The sequence below is a fragment of the Halorarum sp. SLYT50 genome, from assembly GCF_059821265.1.
On record NZ_JCAMRW010000002.1, the window covers coordinates 82,136 to 101,450 of the forward strand.

A 19,315-nucleotide genomic window follows, 5' to 3' on the forward strand; every position below is an offset into this window, starting at 1 on the left:
GAGGCACCGCCGTCGGGTCGTCCCGGAGAACGTCACTCCCGGATAGCCCCTCGCTCGACTCGTTCCTCCACCCCTTCGTCCGGAACGGCCGAGGTGAACCGGCCTCGGCGGTACGTTAATATAGCATGTATTTTATGTATGTCAATCTGTTCATTGTTGGATATCGACTGTCGGTCGCGTGCACGGTCAGGCTCCTCGTGACGGACTCGTCGGCGCGTCCGGAGCGTTCGCGCCCGTCTCTCTTCGGGCGTCGAACGTCGATACGAGACGCCTCGGTCAGGGCGCGAGGAGTTCTACCGGGTGGACGCCCGGGCGGCGGAGCAACTGGTCTAGCTGTTCGAGACAGGACGTCCCACTCGCCACGACGGTCCGCGTCTCGGCGTCGTCCGCGGTGAACTGGGCCGCGAGTTCGTCGCCGACGGCGACGCTGACGTCGTAGTAATCCGACTTGTATCCGAAGCTCCCAGCCATTCCACAGCACTCGACGTCCGAGGTCAGGACGTCGAACCCGCAGCGCTCGAGGACGGCGACCGTGTGCGCCTCTAACCCCAGTGTCCGTTGCTGGCAGTGGCTGTGGTACGCGACCCGGTGGTCGTCAGCGGTCGCGAGCGCGTCGGTCGACGCGCCGTTCTCCAACCGGCCGTACACGTACTCCAACACCTCGTAGCTGTTCGTCCGCAGGCGGTCGTACGTCTCGTCGTCGAGCAGTCGGCCGTACTCGCGGTGAATCATCGCGTGGTCGCTCGGTTCGACGACGACGACGTCGCGCCCCGCCTCGACGTGCGGGAGGAGCGTCTCGGCGACGCCCTCGGAGTGGTCGCGCGCCGTCGCGACCATCCCCTGCGAGAGCGGCGCCCGACCGCTCGACGGGGTCGGCGGAACCACCACGTCGACGTTCAGCGCTTCGAGGGCGCGAACCGCGGCCTTCCCCCGGTCGACCTGGACGTGGTTCGTGTAGAGGTCCGGGTAGAGGACGGCCCGTCGGTCGGGGTCGTCGACGATCACGTCCCGGTCGGCGGCCCAGTCGACGAGCGTCTCGCGCTCGAACGACGGGAGGTCGCGCCGGGGGTCGACGCCGAGGAAGCGCTGCATCGCCAGGCGTGCCCCGGTGGTGTTCGCCAGCCAGTTCGACAGCGGCGCGGTGGCGCTTCCGAGTCGCGCGACGGTCTCGAAGTTGCCGAAGAAGCGCTTCCCGAGCGGCGGCGACCCCTCCTCGGCGTCCGGGGTCAGCCCGTCCACGAGGAAGTCGAACTCCGTCTCGTCCGCTTCGCGATTGATTCGGTCGCGGACGACCGTGTTTATCCAGGGGATGTCGATTCCCACCGGGCAGGCGTTGACGCAGCGCGTACAGCCCGTGCAGAGGTCGTTGAACTCCGCGGCGGTGTCGAGCCCCTCGATGCCCGCCTCCCAGCCGGTGGCGATACCCCCCGAGTACGTCTCCCCGCCGAACGCGTGCCCGCCGACCTGCTGGAAGTTCGCACACGAGTTCGAGCAGGCCGAACACCGGATGCAGTAGAGCGTCTCTCTGAGGTCCGGGTCCTCGCGCATCGCCATCCGGCCGTTGTCGACGAGCACGAGGTGGAACGCCCGGTCGGCACCCGCCTCCGAGAGCGGCGTCTCGTCGTCGTCGAAGTCGACCGTGGGCGTGTCGACCGGCGGCGTCAGCAGCGAGACGTACGACGTGATGTCCTGTCCCGTGCCCGAGCGGCCGATGAGTTCGACGAACGGCTGGAGGTCCTCGACGCTCGGAATCACCTTCTCGACGCCCGCGACGGTTATCTGTGTGTCCGTCGCCGTGACCGTCTTCCGGGCGTTCCCCTCGCTCGTCACCAGCGCGATGGTCCCCGTGTCGGCGGTGATGAAGTTCGCACCAGTCATCCCGACGTCGGCCGCCTCGATTCGCCCGCCCAGCCGTTCGCGGGCGAACGCCGTGAGTTCTGCCGCTGTCGTCAGCGGCGGGTCGGGGTCGAACCGCTCGTTGAACAGGTCGGCGATGCGCTCGCGCGACTTGTGGATGGCGGGGGCGACGATGTGCGAGGGCGTCTCGTCGGCGACCTGCAACACCCACTCGCCCAGGTCGGTCTCGACCACGTCGACGCCGTCGGCCTCGAGTGCCTCGTTCACGTCGAGTTCCTCCGTCGTCATCGACTTGCTCTTGACCACGCTCCTGGCGTCCCGGTCGTCGACCACCGACCGGACGTACTCGTTGGCGTCGGCCGCGTCGTCGGCGAGGTACACCGTGCCGCCGTTGGCCTCGACCGTCTCGCGCAACTGGTCGACGAGGTCCGGAAGCCGGTCGATGGCGTCCGCCTTTATCGAGCGCGACTCTGCCTTCAGGTCCTCGTACTCCGGGAGGCGGTCGACGGACTCGTAGCGTCCCCGGTTGAACCCGCGCGTGTTCTCGCTCACGGCGGGACCCTCGGTCGACAGCAGTTCCCGGAGTTCGTCCGCGTCACTCATCGGCGCGCTCCACCACGACGACGCGAACCTCGCTCGGACCGTGCGCGCCGCGGACGAGCGCTCCCATGTCGGCCGTCGCGCTCGGACCGGTCGCGACGATACCCCCGCCCCCCTCGCCGCGGATGGTCTCGCCGAACCGCTCGAACGCCGCGTCCATGTCCGGGACGACGTCGCGCGCGTCGACGACGGCGACGTGCCGGTCGACGAACAGGCTCACGAGGTCGGCCCCGTCCGCCGACGTCGGAACCACGACGGAGCCGTAGTCGGCGACGGCGAACGCGCCGGGCGTGACCCCGGTGTGAGCCGCCTTCAACTCGGCCGGCGTCGGGTCGGCCGTCACCTCCGTTTCGGCGAGCGAGACTGATCCCTCCCCGAACGGGACGCCGACCGCCGGTCGTCCGAGGTGGGAGGCGAGCGTCGCACGGAACCCCTCCGGCGTCGTCCGCTCGCACGGCACGTCGAGTCCGGCGCACGCGGAGACGAACGAGTCTACCAGCGCAGCGGTCATGGGGCGTGGTACCAGACAGTCGGATATGTACCTTGCGGGTCGAGCCGGACGTCCGTCGGCGCGTCGGTCGGCGGGCGAGTGGATGACCGGCACCGCTCTGCCCGTTCGCGCCGGAGCGGCCGCTCCGGCGTCAGTCGTCTTCCGCCACGACCGGATTGGTCAGGGTGCCGATGCCCTCGATTTCGACGTCGACCGTGTCGCCGGGTTCGAGCAGCTCCGGCGGGTCGCGGAAGATGCCGACGCCGCCCGGGGTCCCAGTCGAGATGACGTCGCCGGGGCGGAGCGTCGTGAAGCCGCTGATGTACTCGACGACTTCCTCGACGCCGAAGATGAACTCCTCGGTGTTCGACTCCTGTTTCGTCTCGCCGTTCACGCGGCACGCCACGTCGAGGTTCCCCGGGTCGAGGCGCGCGTCCGGCACGAGCGTCGGTCCCATCGGCGCGAACGTGTCGTAGCTCTTCCCGCGGAAGAACTGTCCGTCGTCGAACTGCGCGTCCCGCCCGCTGACGTCGTTGACGGCCGTGTACCCCGCGACGTACTCGCGCGCCTCGGACGCCGGGACGTCCTTCGCCGTCCGACCGATGACGACGCCGAGTTCCACCTCGTAGTCCACCTCGTCGAGTTCGGACGGGTGAACGATGGGGTCGCCCGGGTTCGTCACGGACGTGTCGGACTTGCCGAACAGGAGCGGACGCTCCGGGATGTCCTCGTCCTGTTCCTCGGCGTGGTCGTGGTAGTTCAGCCCCACGCAGACGATTTTCCCCGGGCGCGGGACGGGCGCGAGCAGACGAACGTCGTCCGTCGGAACCGAGTCCGTCTCCGACGCGGTGACGGCGTCTTCGATCACCCTGAGGAACCCGGGGCTGGTCAGTTGCTCGTAGGAGACGTCTTCTCTGAGGCCGCCGAGCGGTACGACGTCGTCGTCGCGTCGGACGCCCCACTGGGGAGCGCCACCGGTGGTGTAACGGACGAACTGCATCGTGTGCCCGTGGTGCGTGGGGGACCCTAACTGTTTTCGTTCTGGCAGTGGGGCGGGAGTCGTTCGGGGCCTCGAGAGGGGGGCGCTACGAGTACGTGAGGTTGACCTCGATGACGTTCGACGTCCTGAGCACCATCTCGGGAATCTCCTCGGTGAAACGCTGCTTCCGCATTCGACTCTGCGGGCCCGACACGCTCACCGCCGCGATAGCCCACCCGTCGTCGTCCGTGATGGGCGCGGCGACGCACCGCATCCCCTTGACGCGCTCCTGGTCGTCGTAGGCGTACCCGCGTTCGCGAATCTCCTCGAGGGCGTCGAACAGTTCCCCGCGGTCGGTAATCGAGTTCTCGGTCACCGGCGGGAGGCCGTGCCGGTCGATGAACCGCTCGACCTCCTCGCGCGGTCGGAAGGCCATGATGGACTTGCCGAGCGCCGCCGTCTGGAGCGGGACGCGCATACCCGCGTGGGTGTCGAGTTGGACGGCGTCGTCCCCGCGCGCCTTGTAGAGGAACACGCCGAGGCCGTGCTCCTCTATCATCAGGTTGGCGTGCTCGCCGGTCTGTTCCGCGAGTTCGTCCACCTCCGGGCGGGCGATCTCGAACGGCTCCGTCCTGGCCCGGGCCTGGTCGCCCAACTGGAGGAATCGGGTCCCCACGTAGTACGTACTGCCTTCCTTGACGAGGTACTCCTCGTCCTCCAGGGTCCGGAGGTAGTCGTGGACGGTGCTCGTCGGCCGGTCTAGTTCGGCGGCCACCTCCGAGACGCCCGCCCCGTCGAGTCGCCGGAGCGTTTCGATGATCTCGAACGAGATTTTCGTCGCCTTGATTGGACCGGGCATACGCGACTCCATTGCGCTCGCGCTGGAAAAGAGTTTCCGATATTGTCGGACCTCTGCGAGACACCGGAAGCAGTCAACCGGGGCGACAGGTATCGGGGGAGCGCCGCACCGACACGACCCCGGTCGGCGCACCGGCCGACGAATCCGGGACTACGGGCTCGTCGACTGGGGACGGAGAACGGCACGAGCGACTGGTACCGACAGGGCGACGGGGAGGGAGACGAACGCGTTCCGCTCTCACCGGACCGAGGAGGAGCCGGGTCCCGAGGGCCGACCGAGCGGCCACGTCGCAGGTACCTGTCCGTCGTGAGAACGTATCACCGGAGACGACCGCGGACGAGCATCCGTCGCTCGGCGTCCGCCCCGAACCGAGAACGAGGACGACGCCGAACGACGGACGGGACGAGACGGGTCGACCGGTCAGGCGAACTCGGGTATCACCTCGTCGGCGAACAGTTCCATCCCGTCGTGGTCGGGGAAGTCGACGAACCACGCCTGGAACTTGGTGACGCCCGCCTCGATGCGGTCCTCGATGGCCGCCGCGCACTCCTCGGGCGTCCCAATGACGAAGTACTCCCGGGCGTCCGCCTCCGTCTCGATGGTCGCCTGGTCCTGATACTCCTCCTCGAACTGGATGGGGAGCATCAGGTCGAGCAGTCGGTCGAGTTTCTCCTCGTCGCGGGTGCAGAAGACGTGCCCGTCCCACGAGTACTCGACGTCGTCGGGGTCCCGCCCGACCGTCTCGCAGTGGTCCTCGATGACGCCGATCTTGTGTTCGAGGGTCTCGACGTCGCCGTTGAACACGTCCGTGTTCCACACGTCTGCGTGCTTGGCGACGAGTTTCAGCGTCACCTCCTCCCCCTGTCCGCCGACGAGAATCGGCGGGTGAGGGTCTCGCACCGGCGCCGGCGCGCAGGCGGCGTCCTCGATCTGGTAGTGGTCGCCGTCGAAACTCGCGCCGTCGCCGCCCGCCTCCCACATGCGCTTCATCAGGCGGATCGACTCGTCGAGACGCATCAGCCGTTCGAAGCCGTCGCGGTACTCCCAGCCGTAGGCGTCGTACTCCGGTTCGTGCCAGCCCGCGCCGAGACCGAGTTCGAGCCGTCCGTCCGAGATGACGTCGAGCGTCGCCGCCATCTTCGCGACGAGCGCCGGGTTGCGGTAGTCGTTACAGAGCACGAGCGACCCGACGTTCATCTCGTCGGTGAACCCGGCCATCGCCGACAGGAGCGTCCAGCACTCGTACTCCGCGCGGTCCCGGCCGAGCATCAGGTGGTCCGGCGCCCACGCCGCGTCGAACCCCAGTTCCTCCGCCTTCTCGATGCCCGCGCGGGTCGTCTCCCAGTCGAGCGCCCCGTACTCGGGCGTGTCCCTGTGCACTGGCTCCTGTTCGCCCGCGTCGGGCGCGCCGGCGAACACGGGCACGTTGTACTCGAAGCTGACGTCAGGCATGGTCCTCCACGGCGAAGTGTTCGAGCGCCTCGCGGTTGAGTTCCGCGCTCAGGCCGACGCCGTCCGGAAGCGGGATGACGCCGTCCTCGGCGTTCGGCGGGTCCGCGTAGATGGCGTCGGCGTACGTCGACTCCTTGTCCTCTTTCTGTTCTCTGTACCACTCCGGGATGGGGAAGTACTCGGCCATCGGCGCGTTCGTCGAGGCAGCGATGAAGTGGAGGTGCGGGTTCGTCCCCGAGTGCGGAATCACCGGGACGTCGTGGGCGCTCGCCATCGCATCTATCTTCAGGAGGTCGGTCAGGCCACCACAGCGGTGGACGTCGGGCTGGAGGACGTCGACGGCCTCCCGTTCGAGGAGTTCCTTGTGGCCCCAGCGGGTGAACTCGTGTTCGCCCCCGGAGATAGGCATGGGGGCGGCCTCGCGCACCTCGGCGTACCCGTCGATGTCGTCGGGGATGACCGGTTCCTCGACCCACTCCATGTCGTACGACTCCAGGCGGTCGAGCATCTCCGTCGCGTACTTGACGGTCCAACCCATGTACGCGTCGCCGGCGACCTTGATGTCGTGTCCGACGGCCTCCCGGACCGTCCGGACGATTTCCTCGTTCCTCTCCATCCCCCGCCGGCCCGCCTCGGGGCCGTGCTGGAAGCGGAGTTTCATCGCGTCGAACCCCTGTTCGACGTAGTCGAGCGCCTCCCGTTCGAGGGTCTCGAGGTCGACCGGGTGGAGGTTGCTCGCGTAGCACGGAATCTCGTCGGTCACCGGCCCGCCGAGCAACTCGTACACCGGCTTGTCTGCCTCCTTGCCGGCGATGTCCCACAGCGCGAGGTCGACGGCGCTGATGGCCTCGACCGCCGCTCCCTTCCGGCCGAAGGGGATGGTCGCGCGGTACATGAGGTCCCAGAGCTTCTCCCGCTCTCGCGGGTCCTCGCCGACGACGAGTTTCGAGAGCGTCTCGTCGACGATGGTCGCGATGGCGCCCGTCGCCCAGTTGCCGTGGCCGACGCCCGTGACGCCCGCGTCCGTCTCGACTTCGACGACGACGTCGCCGACCGGGCCCATCCACTTCCGTCGGGCCTGCGGATTGTCGCCCTCGGCGTTGTTGTACTCGTCGTACTTGCTCATCACGGTGACGAGCGGGAACTCGACGAACTCGCCCCACGAATCCGTGCTAACTCTGGTCGCTGATACGTCCGTTATCTCCATGGTACGCTGTCGCAACCATCCCGTCGTCGGGGTTAAAACCTTTCCGTGTAGTCGGTGTCGGCGGGCGCGCCGCGGCGGTCGATCCGCGTCGCGCACCGGCCTACTCGCCCACCGACCGGTCAGGAGGGGCGAAGCGGACGCCGCGAGAATCTCACGAGGCCGCTACGAGAACTGGAACACCGGCTTGCAGGTCTCGGAGCTGAGAAACGCCTCGAACGCGCTCGAGGGGTCGTCCGCGCTGAACGACGTGTCGACGATCTGGTCGACGGCTATCTCGTCACGCTCCATCAGCCGGAGCGCCTGCTCGAAGTTCGTCCACGTCGACCCGTAGGAGGTATTCACGTCGACCTCCCCGCGGACGGCCGAGGTGAGCGTGACCTCGCTCGCCTCGTTCGGGATTCCGACGACGACGACCTGTCCCCCCTTCCGGACGTGGTCGAGCGCCGTCTCGACGCCGGCGTGGTGGCCGGTCGCGTCGAACACGACGTCGAAGCCGACGCCGTCCGTGAGCCGCTCGGCCCGCTGCGAGAGGTCCTCGGTCTCGACGTTGACCGTCTCGATGCCGAGCGAGTCGAGCAGCGGGAGCCGGTACTGCGCGTCCTGTTCGAGCCCAGAGACGACGACGTTCGCGCCGAGCGAGTCGGCGACGGCCGCGACGAGGACACCGATGGGCCCCGGTCCCTCTACGAGAACCGTGTCGCCCGGGTTCGTCACTGACTGCCCGAGGACGGCGCGGGTGGCGATGCTCGTCGGCTCGGTGATCGCCGCGTGCGAGAGCGGGACGTCGTCGGGGACGGCGTGCAGGAACGACGGGTCGACGGAGACGTACTCCGCGTACGCGCCGTCGCGGTGCATCCCGGTGATAGAGAAGTTCTGGCAGATGTTCGGCTGTCCGCTCTTGCACTGGAAGCAGTGTCCACAACTGTGAATCGGCTCCTCGATGACCTTGTCTCCCTCCGAGAACCCGTCGACGTCGTCGCCGACGGCCACGACCCGCCCGGAGTACTCGTGGCCCATGACCCGCGGGATAGGGACCCACTCGTAGCCGCCGTCGTACTTGTAGGCGTGAGCGTCGCTGCCACAGAGGCCGGCCGTGTGAACCTGTACGAGTACCTCGTCGGGGTGTATCGACGGTCTCTCCCGTTCCTGGGTCTCCACGAATCGTGGCCCCGTCTGGACGATTGCTTTCATAATTTTCGAGTAACCCGGTCTGGTCGACTCACCCACTGCTTCTATTCACTTGGATTAATAATTTTGGGTGCCGAGAAGGGGTCGCTTCCGACCACCGGCGCGAGCGTCACCCGTCGCGTCGGCCGGTCATACCCCGCTGGAGGAGTCGAGAAGCCCCGGGCATCAGTCCAGTCCGACGTGGCGCCGAAACGCCCTTCCGGTCAGCCAGTCGCGGTCCGCCGTCGAGAGCGAGTCGACCTGTCGGAGCCAGTTGTGCGACTCGGCGTAGCTGGCGACGTCGCTCACGTTCGGGTAGTCCGAGCCCCAGACGACGCGCTCGCGGCCGAACGTGTCGAGGAACCACCGGACGTGGTCGTGCATGTCCTCGTACGGGAACGTCGTCTCGGACATGTGAACTATCTCGGACACCTTCACCGCGACGCTGTCGTACTCCGCGAGGTCGGCGAAGCGGGCGAACGTCCCCTCGTCTGTCGGCGTCTCGGGGCCGGCGTGCGCGAAGTGGTCGAACAGGTACGTCAGTTCGGGGTAGGCGTCGACCAGTTCGAGCGCCTGGTCCAACTGCCCGTGGTCACAGAGTATCTGCACGGCCGCGTCCGTCTCGACGGCCGCCTCCCAGAACTCGGTCTCGCCGATGGCGTCGCGTAGCCAGGTGACCTCGGGGCGAACGTCTCCCACATCCGGTCGTACGGACAAGCCGCCCCGAGACGGACCCCCAGAACGCCCTCGGTCTCCATGCACCGTCTGAGCTGGTCGGCCGCGTCGTCCGCGAACGGGTCGACCATCACGATGCCGTACAGCGGGTCGTGCTCCTCGACCGCCCGCAGGGTGTACCAGTTGTCCGTCCAGTCGCAGATGGGATAGCCGACGACGACGGCTCCGTCGACGCCGTTCCGGTCCAGGTCGGCGACCAGTCGGTCGGCCGTGTAGACGGTGTGGACGTCGAACTCGTCGACGAGGTCCAACAGCGGTCCGTTCACCCAGGGGTGTCGCTCGCTCGCCGCGCCCCACGCGTGTGTGTGACTGTCGAACACGCGGTGGGAATCGTGGCTCGCCGTAGTAAATCTTCCCCGGGCAAGAGCTAACTCCCGGGCCGTCGAACCAGGGGAGCGATGGAACGAATCGCGTTTCACCTTCGCCTCGAGGAAGGACAGCGAGAGGCGTACCGAGCGGAACACGAGAGCGTTCCGGCCGCGCTCGAGGCGGCGTATCTGGACTCGGGTGCCGGACTGGAGACGTACAGCGTGTTCGAGCGAGACGGCCACGTCTTCGGCTACATGGAGGTCGAGGACCCCGACCGGATACGGGAAGTCGTGCGCGAGAGCGACGCGCAGGCTGACTGGGACGAGGCGATGGACCCGCTCCTGGTCGACGAGTCGGACCCGTGGATGGAGGAAGTCTACCGGATGGTCTGAGCCGGCGGTCGAACCGGCCCTCGGCGCGGAGTGACGGGTCGTCGGCTCCCCCGCGACCACGCGTGGACTCAGCGCCCCGCCGGTACGAACAGACCACCACCCCCCGTCCGGGGACGCCATCCGACTATATCGGAGCACTACGGACGACGTACTTCTGACCGGCCTCGAACAGGTATCGCCGTGAGCAGGCGGTCGGTAACGGGGCGAGATGAGTTCCCCGTCGGCGGTACCGAGGCTCGAACCGACCGCTGTCGTCGCGGTGCCGACGCCGAAAGCCGCTCGCCGTCCGATGATATCGGACGATGTGAGTCCGCCCGGTTCGCGCCTCTCGGGCCGTCGACGGCGTCTCTTGGCCGAACCGTTCGGCTCGTATCGACGGGGCCTAGGGGGGAGGACTCGGCGACGACCGGTAGCGGCGTTCCGTAGCGCTCTGAATTACAATGGTACGACTGTAATTGAACTGCAGCGACGGTAGTACACCGTGTCAAAAAAGACGGTGGGACCGACGAGGTTCCGTCCGGATTGTCCGACAATATCGGACATGGATGGTCGTTAATCCGGATTGTGACCGCTGCCCTTTCCAGCGGCGACCGTGGGACGCGATCTCGGAGAGACCGCCACACCCGGAGTCCGTGGTGACGGCGGCGTTCGTCGGGGCGCGATCCACCCGAAGATTCTTGTAGGTCACTGCGAAATTCGAGGGTGTCAATGGGTAGCGTAGAGATCGACGACCTGACCAAGGTGTACGAGGACGACGAGAGCGACGTCGTCGCGGTGGACGACCTGAACCTCTCGATTCGGGACGGGGAGTTCCTCGTCCTGGTCGGCCCGTCCGGGTGCGGGAAGTCCACCACGCTCCGGACGATAGCCGGTCTCGAGAAGTTGACCGAGGGGGACATCCGCATCAACGACACGAGCATCGTGGGCCGGAAACCGAAAGACCGGAACATCGCGATGGTGTTCCAGAACTACGCGCTGTACCCTCACATGAACGCCCGGAGGAACATGGGGTTCGGGCTGAAGATGACCACCGACCTCCCCCGCGAGGAAATTCAGAGCCGCATCGAGAACGCCGCGGGGATGATGGGCATCGGGGACATGTTGGACAAGAAACCGGGGGAGCTCTCAGGTGGCCAGCAACAGCGGGTGGCGCTCGGGCGCGCAATCGTCCGTGAGCCGGAGGTGTTCCTGATGGACGAGCCGTTGTCGAATCTCGACGCCAAACTCCGGACGCAGATGCGCACCGAACTCCAGGACCTCCAGCAGTCGCTCGATACGACGACCATCTACGTGACGCACGACCAGACGGAGGCGATGACGATGGGCGACCGCATCGCCGTCCTCGACGGGGGCGAACTCCAGCAGGTAGGCACGCCGATGGAACTGTTCTACGAGCCTTCGAACCGGTTCGTCGCCGGGTTCATCGGCTCCCCCTCGATGAACTTCCTGGAGGTTCGAGTCGAGGAGGTCGACGGTCGGACCGTCTTCGAGCACGACGCGTTCACCTACCCCGTCTCCGGCGCGCTGGCCGAACGGGTCACGGGCGAATCGTCGACGCTCACCGTCGGGTACCGACCCGCGGACGTGGAGATGGTCGACGAGGCAGGCGACGAGACGGTGGCGGCGTCGGTCAACGTCGTCGAACCGCTCGGCGACGTCAGCTACGTCTACGTGACGGTCGGGGACCAGAACCTCACGGTGAACGTCCCCCCGGGCCGACGCCTCGCGAACGTGGACGAAGTCGAACTCCGGTTCCCGGAGAACCGAATGTACCTCTTCGACGGCGAGTCGGGCGACGCGCTGAAACACCCCTCGGTCGACCCGGAGGACGAAGCGGCGGGCACCGACCCGTTCACCTCCTCCACCTGACGCCGGTCGTCGAGCGAGCGTCGTTACCGAAACATTCAACAAGGATGGTGAAAATTAGCAAACGAGGCAGCCAATCATGGTAGACGATACCAACGGACAGTCCGAGTCGAGTACTGACAGACCGCTGAGCACACCGTCGCGCCGGTCGTGGCTGAAAGCGACCGGGCTGGGGTCCGTCGCCCTGCTGGCCGGCTGTAGCGGCGGAGGCGGCGGTGGGGGCGGCGGGAACACCAGCAGTGGCGACGGTGGCGGAGAGACCAGTGACTCGACGAACGGCGGAACCACGGGATCGACGGGCGGCGAGGAGACGACCATCGAGTACTGGCGGTGGCCCCACTCGACGCAGCCGTCGAACGAGGCGGAGAACGCCATCGTGGAGTCGTTCAACGAACTGGACAACGGCATCACGGTCGAGCAGGTCCGCACCCCCTACCAGGATTTCCCGACGAAGTTGAAGTCGGCCATCGGGTCCGGTAACGCACCGGCGGTCGGGTGGAACCTCGCACCGGGGAACCTCTACGAGACGGCGGGGAAGAGCCGGGAGGAAATCGCCAACAACGCTCCGTACGCGTACCTCGGCGACCACTTCGACGACTCGTTCATGAAGCAATTCTGGCCGACGTTCTGGGACCGACAACGCGCCACGTACAAAGGTGTCGTGACGGTCCCGTTCGTCGGTGGCGTCGACCCGGGACTGTTCTACATCAACGTCGACGCGTGGAACAAGGCGGGACTGGGTGACCTCCCCACCGACGGTTGGTCCATCCAGGAGTGGCACGACGCCGTCAAACAGATCGACGGCACCTCGGTCAACGGGACCAACATCAACGGGTACATCCTCGGTCTGAAGGACATCAGCAGCCGTAACCGGTGGACTCGAGTGATGTACAAGGGCCGGACCGAGGGGAAGATAATCGACGAAGGCTACCAGAACACGGACGACGAATACGTCCTCACCATGGCCGACGACGCGATGGTGCAGGGATGGAAAGACTGGTACGGGACACACATCGAGAACGGCTGGACCACCGACCCGTCGGCGTACACGGCCCACCAGACCGTCCAGCAGTTCTACGAGGGGCAGGCCGCAACGGCGCAGTTGTTCACCTGGGCACGCGCTGGTATCGCCGAGAACGCCGACTTCGAGTGGAAGGTCGTTCCCATTCCGACCCGCAACGGTGAGGACGTCTGGATTCGGAACGCCAGCGGAGCCGGGATGTCCGCGTTCGCCGACGAGGCCGGCGGTAACGTCGAGGCGGCGACCGAGTTCATCCAGTACCGGACGGCCGCCGAGCAGGCGTTCAAGTTCTTCAACGTCTCCGGACAGTCCGTTCCGAACCAGAAGGCGTACCAGATGATGCAGGACAACCCCGACGAACTCTCCGACTTCGTCAAGAAGTCGCAAGCGCTCTCCGTGATGGAGGCGATGGACTCCGCGTTCAAGTCGCTCGAAGACCTCACGAGCAGACGGCAGGAGCGCTACTCCAACATCAAGAGCACCGAGGTCCAGGGCGTGACGAGCCTGGAGATGAACATCCCACGGGGCGCCGGCGGCGGCCAGCTCCAACAGCAGACCGGCAACGTTCTACAGCGGATGATCGCCGGTCGGCTCGGAGGTCAGGAGGGCCTGACCCAGATCGAACAGCAGTGGCAACAGACGCTGAGCGCCGACGACTACGCCGTCGACTCGGAGAGCGTCGGCTTCAACAAGCCGGAACCGGGCTACGACTGGGGATAGCCCGAACCCCGGGTCCGGTCCGGCGGGTCGAGGGGTGAACCGGGCGATTCGAACGGGGGGAAGAGCGACTGCGCTCCGACCCCCGAACCGACCCGGAGTGGTGGACGTCCGCCCGGAAGGGCCGGCACCCCAATCTATAATTGGAGGTGCGGTTATGTGGCGAGCATGCCGAACAGTGCTGACAGCGGCAGCGGCGTGACCGTCACCGACCTCCGCGTCGAGTACGAGCGAGAGCCGAACAACGTCCCACCGGCCGAGCCGCGTCTCTCGTGGCGCGCCGAGACCGACGAGCGAGGCGCGCGGCAGTCGGCCTACCGGGTGCTGGTCGCCCGCTCCGAGGCGGCGCTCGCGGACGAGCGGGGCGACCTCTGGGACTCCGGGAGGGTGGAGTCGCCCGACTCGACGAACGTCCCCTACGGGGGCGCGGCGCTGGAGTCGGGGACGGACTACTACTGGACCGTCCGCGCGTGGGACGCCGACGGGGAGCCGTCCGCGTGGGCCGAACCCGCGCGGTTCTCGACGGCGCTCGCCGGCGCCCACGAGTGGGAGGGGAGCTGGGTCGGCTACCGGCCGAACGGGGGCGACTCGAACGGCTACCGGAGCGAGTGGCACGCGGCCGACGACGACGCCGAGGAGTGGGTGCAGGTCGACCTCGGGCGGACGGGCGACGTCGAGCGGGTGGAACTCCACCCGACGGAGCCGTTCGACGGCCCCGAGACGCCCGACGGGATGACGGTCTCGTCGGTGTTCTCTGAGGACCCCGACGCCGCGGAGCGGGTGACCGTCCCCGGTCCCGGCGGGTTCGGCTTCCCCGTCCGCTACCGGGTGGAGGTCTCGGACGACCCCGAGTTCGGCGACTCGCGGACCGTCGTCGACCGGACGGACGAGGACCAGCCCAACCCCGGGAGCGAGTCGGTCTCGTTCGACGTGGACGGCGACGACGCGCGGTACGTCCGGGTCACCGCGACCGACCTCTACGAGTTCGACCCCGGTGACCCGTCCGGCAGCGGGCGCAAGCAGTTGAAGACCCAGTACGTCCGGGAGGAGCGCCGCCCCTGGAAGACGTTCGCGCTGGCGGCGCTGGCGGTCCGCGACGGCGACGGCGAGGACCTCGCCGCCGGCGGGACCGTCGCTGCCTCCTCGAGCGTCGAGGAGGAGTCGTGGGGGCGCGAGAAACTGGTCGACGGTCGGTACGAGTCGGACACCGCGCCCGAGTCGCCGCTCCTCCGCGCGGACGCCGACCTCGGGGGAGAAGTCGAGCGCGCCCGCGCGCACGTCTGCGGGCTGGGGTACGGCGAACTGTACGTCAACGGCGAGCGCGTCGGCGACGAGGTGTTGAACCCGGGGTGGACCCAGTACGACGAGCGCGTACTCTACAGCACGTACGACGTTGCGGACCACCTCGACGCGGGGGAGAACGCGCTCGGCCTCTGGCTCGGACAGGGCTGGTTCGGGCGCAACGCCCGCGACTGGACCGGGTTCGGCGCGCCGCGAGCCATCCTCCAGTTGGAGGTGGAGTACGCCGACGGGCGGACCCGGACGGTGTCGACGGACGGCTCCTGGCGCGCGGCGCCCAGTCCCCTCCTCCAGAACGACCTGTACGACGGCGAGGTGTACGACGCCCGCGAGGAACACGACGGCTGGGCCGAACCGGGGTTCGACGACCGCGACTGGGAGGGCGTCGCCGTCGTCGACGGGCCGGGTGGCGACCTGGTCCCCCAGCGGACGCCGCCGATACGCGTGACCGAGACGCTCGACGCCGAGGAGGTGCTCGACCGCGACGAGGGACCGATTCTCGACTTCGGACAGAACCTCGTCGGCTGGGTCGAACTGACCGTCGACGGCGCCGACGCGGGCGACGAGGTCGAACTCCGTCACGCCGAGGTGCTGCTCGACGACGGCAGCCTCGCGCTCGAGGACCTCCGGTCGGCGGACGCGACGGACACGTACGTCGCGAGCGGCGAGGGGACCGAGACCTACGAGCCGCGGTTCACCTACCACGGGTTCCGGTACCTCCAGGTGGTCGGCTACCCCGGCGAACTCGACCCCGCGGACGTGACCGCGAAGGTCGTCCACACGGACGTCGACCCCATCGGCGAGTTCGACTGCTCGAACGACGACCTCGCACAGCTCCAGCAGAACGCCCAGTGGGGGCTGCGCGGAAACCTCCACAGCGTCCTCACGGACTGCCCGCAGCGCGACGAGCGCTTCGGGTGGACCGGCGACAACCACATCGCCGCCCGGGCGCTCGTCTACAACTTCGACTCCGCCCGTTTCTACGAGAAGTGGATGGGCGACCACGCCGACGTCCAGTCCGAACACGGGTACATCGCCGACACCATCCCGTACGGGTACGGGACGATTCCGGAGGACCCGACGTGGGGCATCACGCAGGTGACGGTGCCGTGGCACCTCTACCGCCACTACGGCGACGCGGGCGTGCTCGAACGCCACTACGAGGGGATGCGCCGGTACGTCGACTTCTGGTACGACGAGTCCGACGACGGAATCATCCCCGACGAGTACGGCAACTACGGCGACTGGCTCGCGTTCGAGAACAACGACGACCGGGTCGGCCTCCCCCACGACCTGTTCAACACCGCGTTCCAGTACCACACGACGAACCTGTTCGCGGAGATAGCGGCCGTGCTCGGTCACGAGGACGACGCCGAGCGGTACGCCGACCGCGCCGAACACATCGCGGCCGCGTTCAACGAGGAGTTCCTCGACGCCGAGGCGAACCGGTACGGACCGGGCACGCAGGCGTCGTACGCGGTCCCGCTGTACGTCGGACTCGTCCCCGACGGCCACGTCGACGCCGTCGCCGAGAACCTCGCCGAGAAGGTCCGCGAGGACGGCGGCAAACTCCGGACGGGCTTCCTGGGGACCCGGCCGCTCATCCACACGCTCGTCGACCACGGTCACGAGGAGGTGGCCTACGAAGTCGTCAGCCAGCCCGAGCGTCCCGGCTGGGTGTACATGGTCCGGCAGGGGGCGACAACGATGTGGGAGCGGTGGGACAGCGACGACCGCATCGACGACGGGATGAACTCGTTCAACCACTCCCCGTTCAACTTCGTCTCGGAGTGGTTCTACTACGCGCTGGCCGGCCTCCGGTTCGACGACTCGATGCACGGCCGGGGGAGCGTCGAAATCGCCCCGACGGTCGTCGACGACCTCGACTGGGCCGAGGGGCGCATCGAGACGGTGAACGGCCCGCTCGCGTCGGAGTGGGAGCGGACCGACGACGGCCTCTCGCTCGCGGTCGAGGTACCGTGGAACACGACCGCGACGGTCCGCCTCCCCGGTGACGCCGACGGCGCCACCGTCACCGAGGGCGACGACGTCGTCTGGACCGAGGGCGGCGAGGGGACGCTCCCGACCGGCGTGGAGGCGGCGACGGCCGACGACGGCGCGGTGTCCCTGACGGTCGAGTCGGGGACGTACGAGTTCGACGTGAGCGACTGACCGACCGAGGTGAGCGTCCGGCGCGGCGGTCCCCTGCCCCCGTCGGCTGGCCCACGACCGTCGCTGTCGTCGCTGTACGGGCCGACCTCCGAGGACTGGAGACACTGGGTAGTCACGCTGCGGACGTAGGGGCAATATAGTCCGGTACCCAGAGAGCGATACGTTTGTCCACTTTCCCTCTGGCAAGGATGTCGTGCAACGAGAGAGCAGTCTCCGACCACCGGGTCGCGTCGACGGACCGCCGAGTGGAGGCGGACGGACCGCGGGCGTCGGCAGTGCGCACCCGAGGGGGCACCCGTGGCTGACGTCGAATCACGCAGCAGGACCGACGAGGAGGCGACGACCGACTCGCTGTTCCCGAGTCTGGACCTGGACCTAGAGACCCAGGAGAACGTCGAGGGGTGGCTGTTCGTCACGCCGAAAGTGGGGCTCATCCTGCTGGTGCTGGCGTTCCCCATCCTGTTCGGGATCTACGTCAGCTTCACCTCGTCGAACCTGATGAACCTCCCCGGTGAGTTCGTCGGCCTCGACAACTACGCCTGGCTGGTCGGCTACGGTGTCTGGTGGAAGTCGGTGCTGAACGTGCTCGTCATCGGCGCGGTGCTCATCCCGACGAACATCTTCTTCTCGCTCTCAACCGCGCTCATCCTGACCGAGCGACTCAGGGGGAACTACCTCTACCGCCTCGCGTTCATCGTTCCGGTCGCCGGCCCGCCCATCATCTGGGCCATCGTCTGGCGGTTCATCCTGTTCCCGAACGAGGGCGGGTTCCTGAACTCGTGGCTGCTCACGATCGGTATCGTCGAGCGGGCCGTCGGGTGGACGACGAACGTGACGTGGGCGCTCCCGTCGGTCATCACGTCGCTGATGTGGGGGTTCGGGCTCTCGATGCTCATCTACCTCGCCGCGATGGCGGGGCTCCCGGAGGACCTGATGGACGCCTCTCGGATGGACGGCGCGACCCGGTGGAAGCGGCTCCGGTACATCATCTGGCCGCTGTTGAAACCGACGACGTTCTTCCTCGTGGTGGTGCAACTCATCCAGGTGTTCCGCCTGGGGTTCAGCGCCGTGTACGTGCTCACCGAGGGCGGTCCCATCAACGCGACCCAGGTGCCGTCGTTCTTCATCTACTCGACGGCGTTCAGCTACAACGCGTTCGGCCGGTCCGCCGCCGCCAGCATCGTGATGTTCCTGCTGACGGCGGTCGTGACGCTGCTGCTGTACAAACCGCTGCAGAGCCGGACGGAGTACTACCAGTGAGACCATGACGAAGTTCGACCTCCTCCCAGACCCCGAGACGCCCCGCGACTACGCCGAGCGAACCGTGGCCCACGGCTACCTGTTCCTGCTGGCCGCGTTCACGTTCGGTCCGTACGTACTGATGCTGCTCATCTCGCTCATGGGCAACGGCTGGCAACCCGTCCAACCGCCGAAGATGCTCCCGGTGGACTGGAGCTTCATCAACTACCAAGAGCTGTTCACCGAGTTCAACTTCGGGCAGTTCCTGGTGAACACGTTCATCATCGCCGGCGGGACGACGCTCATCGTCCTGGTGTTCGACTCGTTGTCGGGCTACGCGTTCGCGCGCCTGGAGTTCTGGGGACGCGACGCCACGTTCGTCGCGGTGCTGGCGACGATGATGATTTCGCCGATGGTGCTCGTCATCCCGGTGTACGTCCTGTTCAGTCAGTTCGGGCTCGTCAACACCTTCATCGGCATCATCCTCCCGCACGCGGTCACCGGGTTCGGCGTCTTCCTGATGCGGCAGTTCATCAAGACGCTCCCCTCCTCGCTGGAGGACGCGGCGCTCATCGACGGCTGTTCGAAGTTCGACATCTACTGGCGTATCGTGCTCCCGATGATGAAGCCCGCGCTCGTCACGCTCGGCCTCATCACGTTCATCACGACGTGGAACTCGTTCCTCTGGCCGCTGGTTCTCGCGCGGAACCAGTCGCTGTACCCGCTGACGGTCGCGCTCGGCTTCTTCCAGGGCCAACTGTACACCGACTGGTCGGGGTTGATGGCCGCGACGACGCTGACGATGCTCCCCGTGGTCGTGCTGTTCGTCTCGATGCAGAAACAGTACGTCCGCGGGTTCCGCATCGGCGGCATGAAAGGAGAGTAGCGAGGCGACGCACCGACCTCTCCCCGGCAGTCGAAGTCTATAACCGACCCCTCCCCGTCTGGTCGGCA

The 19,315-nt window shown here is 67.3% G+C and carries 13 protein-coding genes and 1 pseudogene; 6 read left to right on the forward strand and 8 right to left on the reverse strand.

All coding sequences use genetic code 11. The annotated features are described in order from the left end of the window. Positions 1 to 276: 276 nt before the first annotated feature. The 8 genes and pseudogenes from AC6RUA_RS16050 to rhcC all read right to left on the reverse strand — a co-directional run bounded on the left by AC6RUA_RS16050 (position 277) and on the right by rhcC (position 9,666). Complete coding sequence (locus AC6RUA_RS16050) at positions 277 to 2,460, reverse strand: LUD domain-containing protein (RefSeq protein WP_499815756.1); 2,184 nt, start codon at positions 2,458 to 2,460, stop codon at positions 277 to 279. Beyond that, a complete protein-coding gene (locus AC6RUA_RS16055; protein WP_499815757.1) occupies positions 2,453 to 2,968 on the reverse strand; it encodes an LUD domain-containing protein in 516 nt (171 codons plus the stop codon). Before AC6RUA_RS16055 ends, AC6RUA_RS16050 begins: the two co-directional genes overlap by 8 nt. 130 nt (positions 2,969 to 3,098) lie before the next feature. After that, on the reverse strand, positions 3,099 to 3,947 hold the full coding sequence (gene rhcF / locus AC6RUA_RS16060) for a 2,4-diketo-3-deoxy-L-rhamnonate hydrolase (RefSeq protein WP_499815758.1): 849 nt from the start codon (positions 3,945 to 3,947) through the stop codon (positions 3,099 to 3,101). Between the two features lie 85 nt (positions 3,948 to 4,032). Further along, complete coding sequence (locus AC6RUA_RS16065) at positions 4,033 to 4,785, reverse strand: IclR family transcriptional regulator (protein WP_499815759.1); 753 nt, start codon at positions 4,783 to 4,785, stop codon at positions 4,033 to 4,035. Between the two features lie 420 nt (positions 4,786 to 5,205). Next, entirely contained in the window at positions 5,206 to 6,237 is a 1,032-nt protein-coding gene (locus tag AC6RUA_RS16070; RefSeq protein ID WP_499815760.1) for an LLM class flavin-dependent oxidoreductase, read from the reverse strand. Beyond that, positions 6,230 to 7,444, reverse strand: a complete 1,215-nt coding sequence (locus AC6RUA_RS16075) for an enolase C-terminal domain-like protein (RefSeq protein WP_499815761.1) — start codon at positions 7,442 to 7,444, stop codon at positions 6,230 to 6,232. Before AC6RUA_RS16075 ends, AC6RUA_RS16070 begins: the two co-directional genes overlap by 8 nt. Before the next feature lie 162 nt (positions 7,445 to 7,606). Further along, positions 7,607 to 8,635 carry a zinc-dependent alcohol dehydrogenase gene (locus AC6RUA_RS16080; RefSeq protein ID WP_499815762.1) on the reverse strand — a complete coding sequence of 343 codons (1,029 nt, stop codon included), beginning with the start codon at positions 8,633 to 8,635 and terminating at the stop codon, positions 7,607 to 7,609. 162 nt (positions 8,636 to 8,797) lie between these two features. After that, positions 8,798 to 9,666 (reverse strand): annotated as a pseudogene (gene rhcC, locus AC6RUA_RS16085) (L-rhamnono-1,4-lactonase). 78 nt (positions 9,667 to 9,744) lie between these two features. Here rhcC and AC6RUA_RS16090 point away from each other — a divergent pair. The 6 genes from AC6RUA_RS16090 to AC6RUA_RS16115 all read left to right on the forward strand — a co-directional run bounded on the left by AC6RUA_RS16090 (position 9,745) and on the right by AC6RUA_RS16115 (position 19,247). Beyond that, positions 9,745 to 10,047 carry an L-rhamnose mutarotase gene (locus tag AC6RUA_RS16090; protein ID WP_499815763.1) on the forward strand — a complete coding sequence of 101 codons (303 nt, stop codon included), beginning with the start codon at positions 9,745 to 9,747 and terminating at the stop codon, positions 10,045 to 10,047. A gap of 708 nt (positions 10,048 to 10,755) precedes the next feature. Continuing rightward, complete coding sequence (locus AC6RUA_RS16095; protein ID WP_499815764.1) at positions 10,756 to 11,916, forward strand: ABC transporter ATP-binding protein; 1,161 nt, start codon at positions 10,756 to 10,758, stop codon at positions 11,914 to 11,916. Positions 11,917 to 11,992: 76 nt separating this feature from the next. After that, the gene (locus tag AC6RUA_RS16100) at positions 11,993 to 13,654 is read left to right on the forward strand and encodes an ABC transporter substrate-binding protein (protein WP_499815765.1); all 1,662 of its coding nucleotides are present in this window, start codon (positions 11,993 to 11,995) and stop codon (positions 13,652 to 13,654) included. Positions 13,655 to 13,819: 165 nt separating this feature from the next. Further along, the gene (locus AC6RUA_RS16105) at positions 13,820 to 17,122 is read left to right on the forward strand and encodes a family 78 glycoside hydrolase catalytic domain (RefSeq protein WP_499815766.1); all 3,303 of its coding nucleotides are present in this window, start codon (positions 13,820 to 13,822) and stop codon (positions 17,120 to 17,122) included. Between the two features lie 297 nt (positions 17,123 to 17,419). Continuing rightward, the gene (locus AC6RUA_RS16110) at positions 17,420 to 18,382 is read left to right on the forward strand and encodes a carbohydrate ABC transporter permease (protein ID WP_499815767.1); all 963 of its coding nucleotides are present in this window, start codon (positions 17,420 to 17,422) and stop codon (positions 18,380 to 18,382) included. Positions 18,383 to 18,386: 4 nt separating this feature from the next. Beyond that, entirely contained in the window at positions 18,387 to 19,247 is an 861-nt protein-coding gene (locus AC6RUA_RS16115) for a carbohydrate ABC transporter permease (RefSeq protein ID WP_499815768.1), read from the forward strand. Positions 19,248 to 19,315 lie beyond the last annotated feature (68 nt).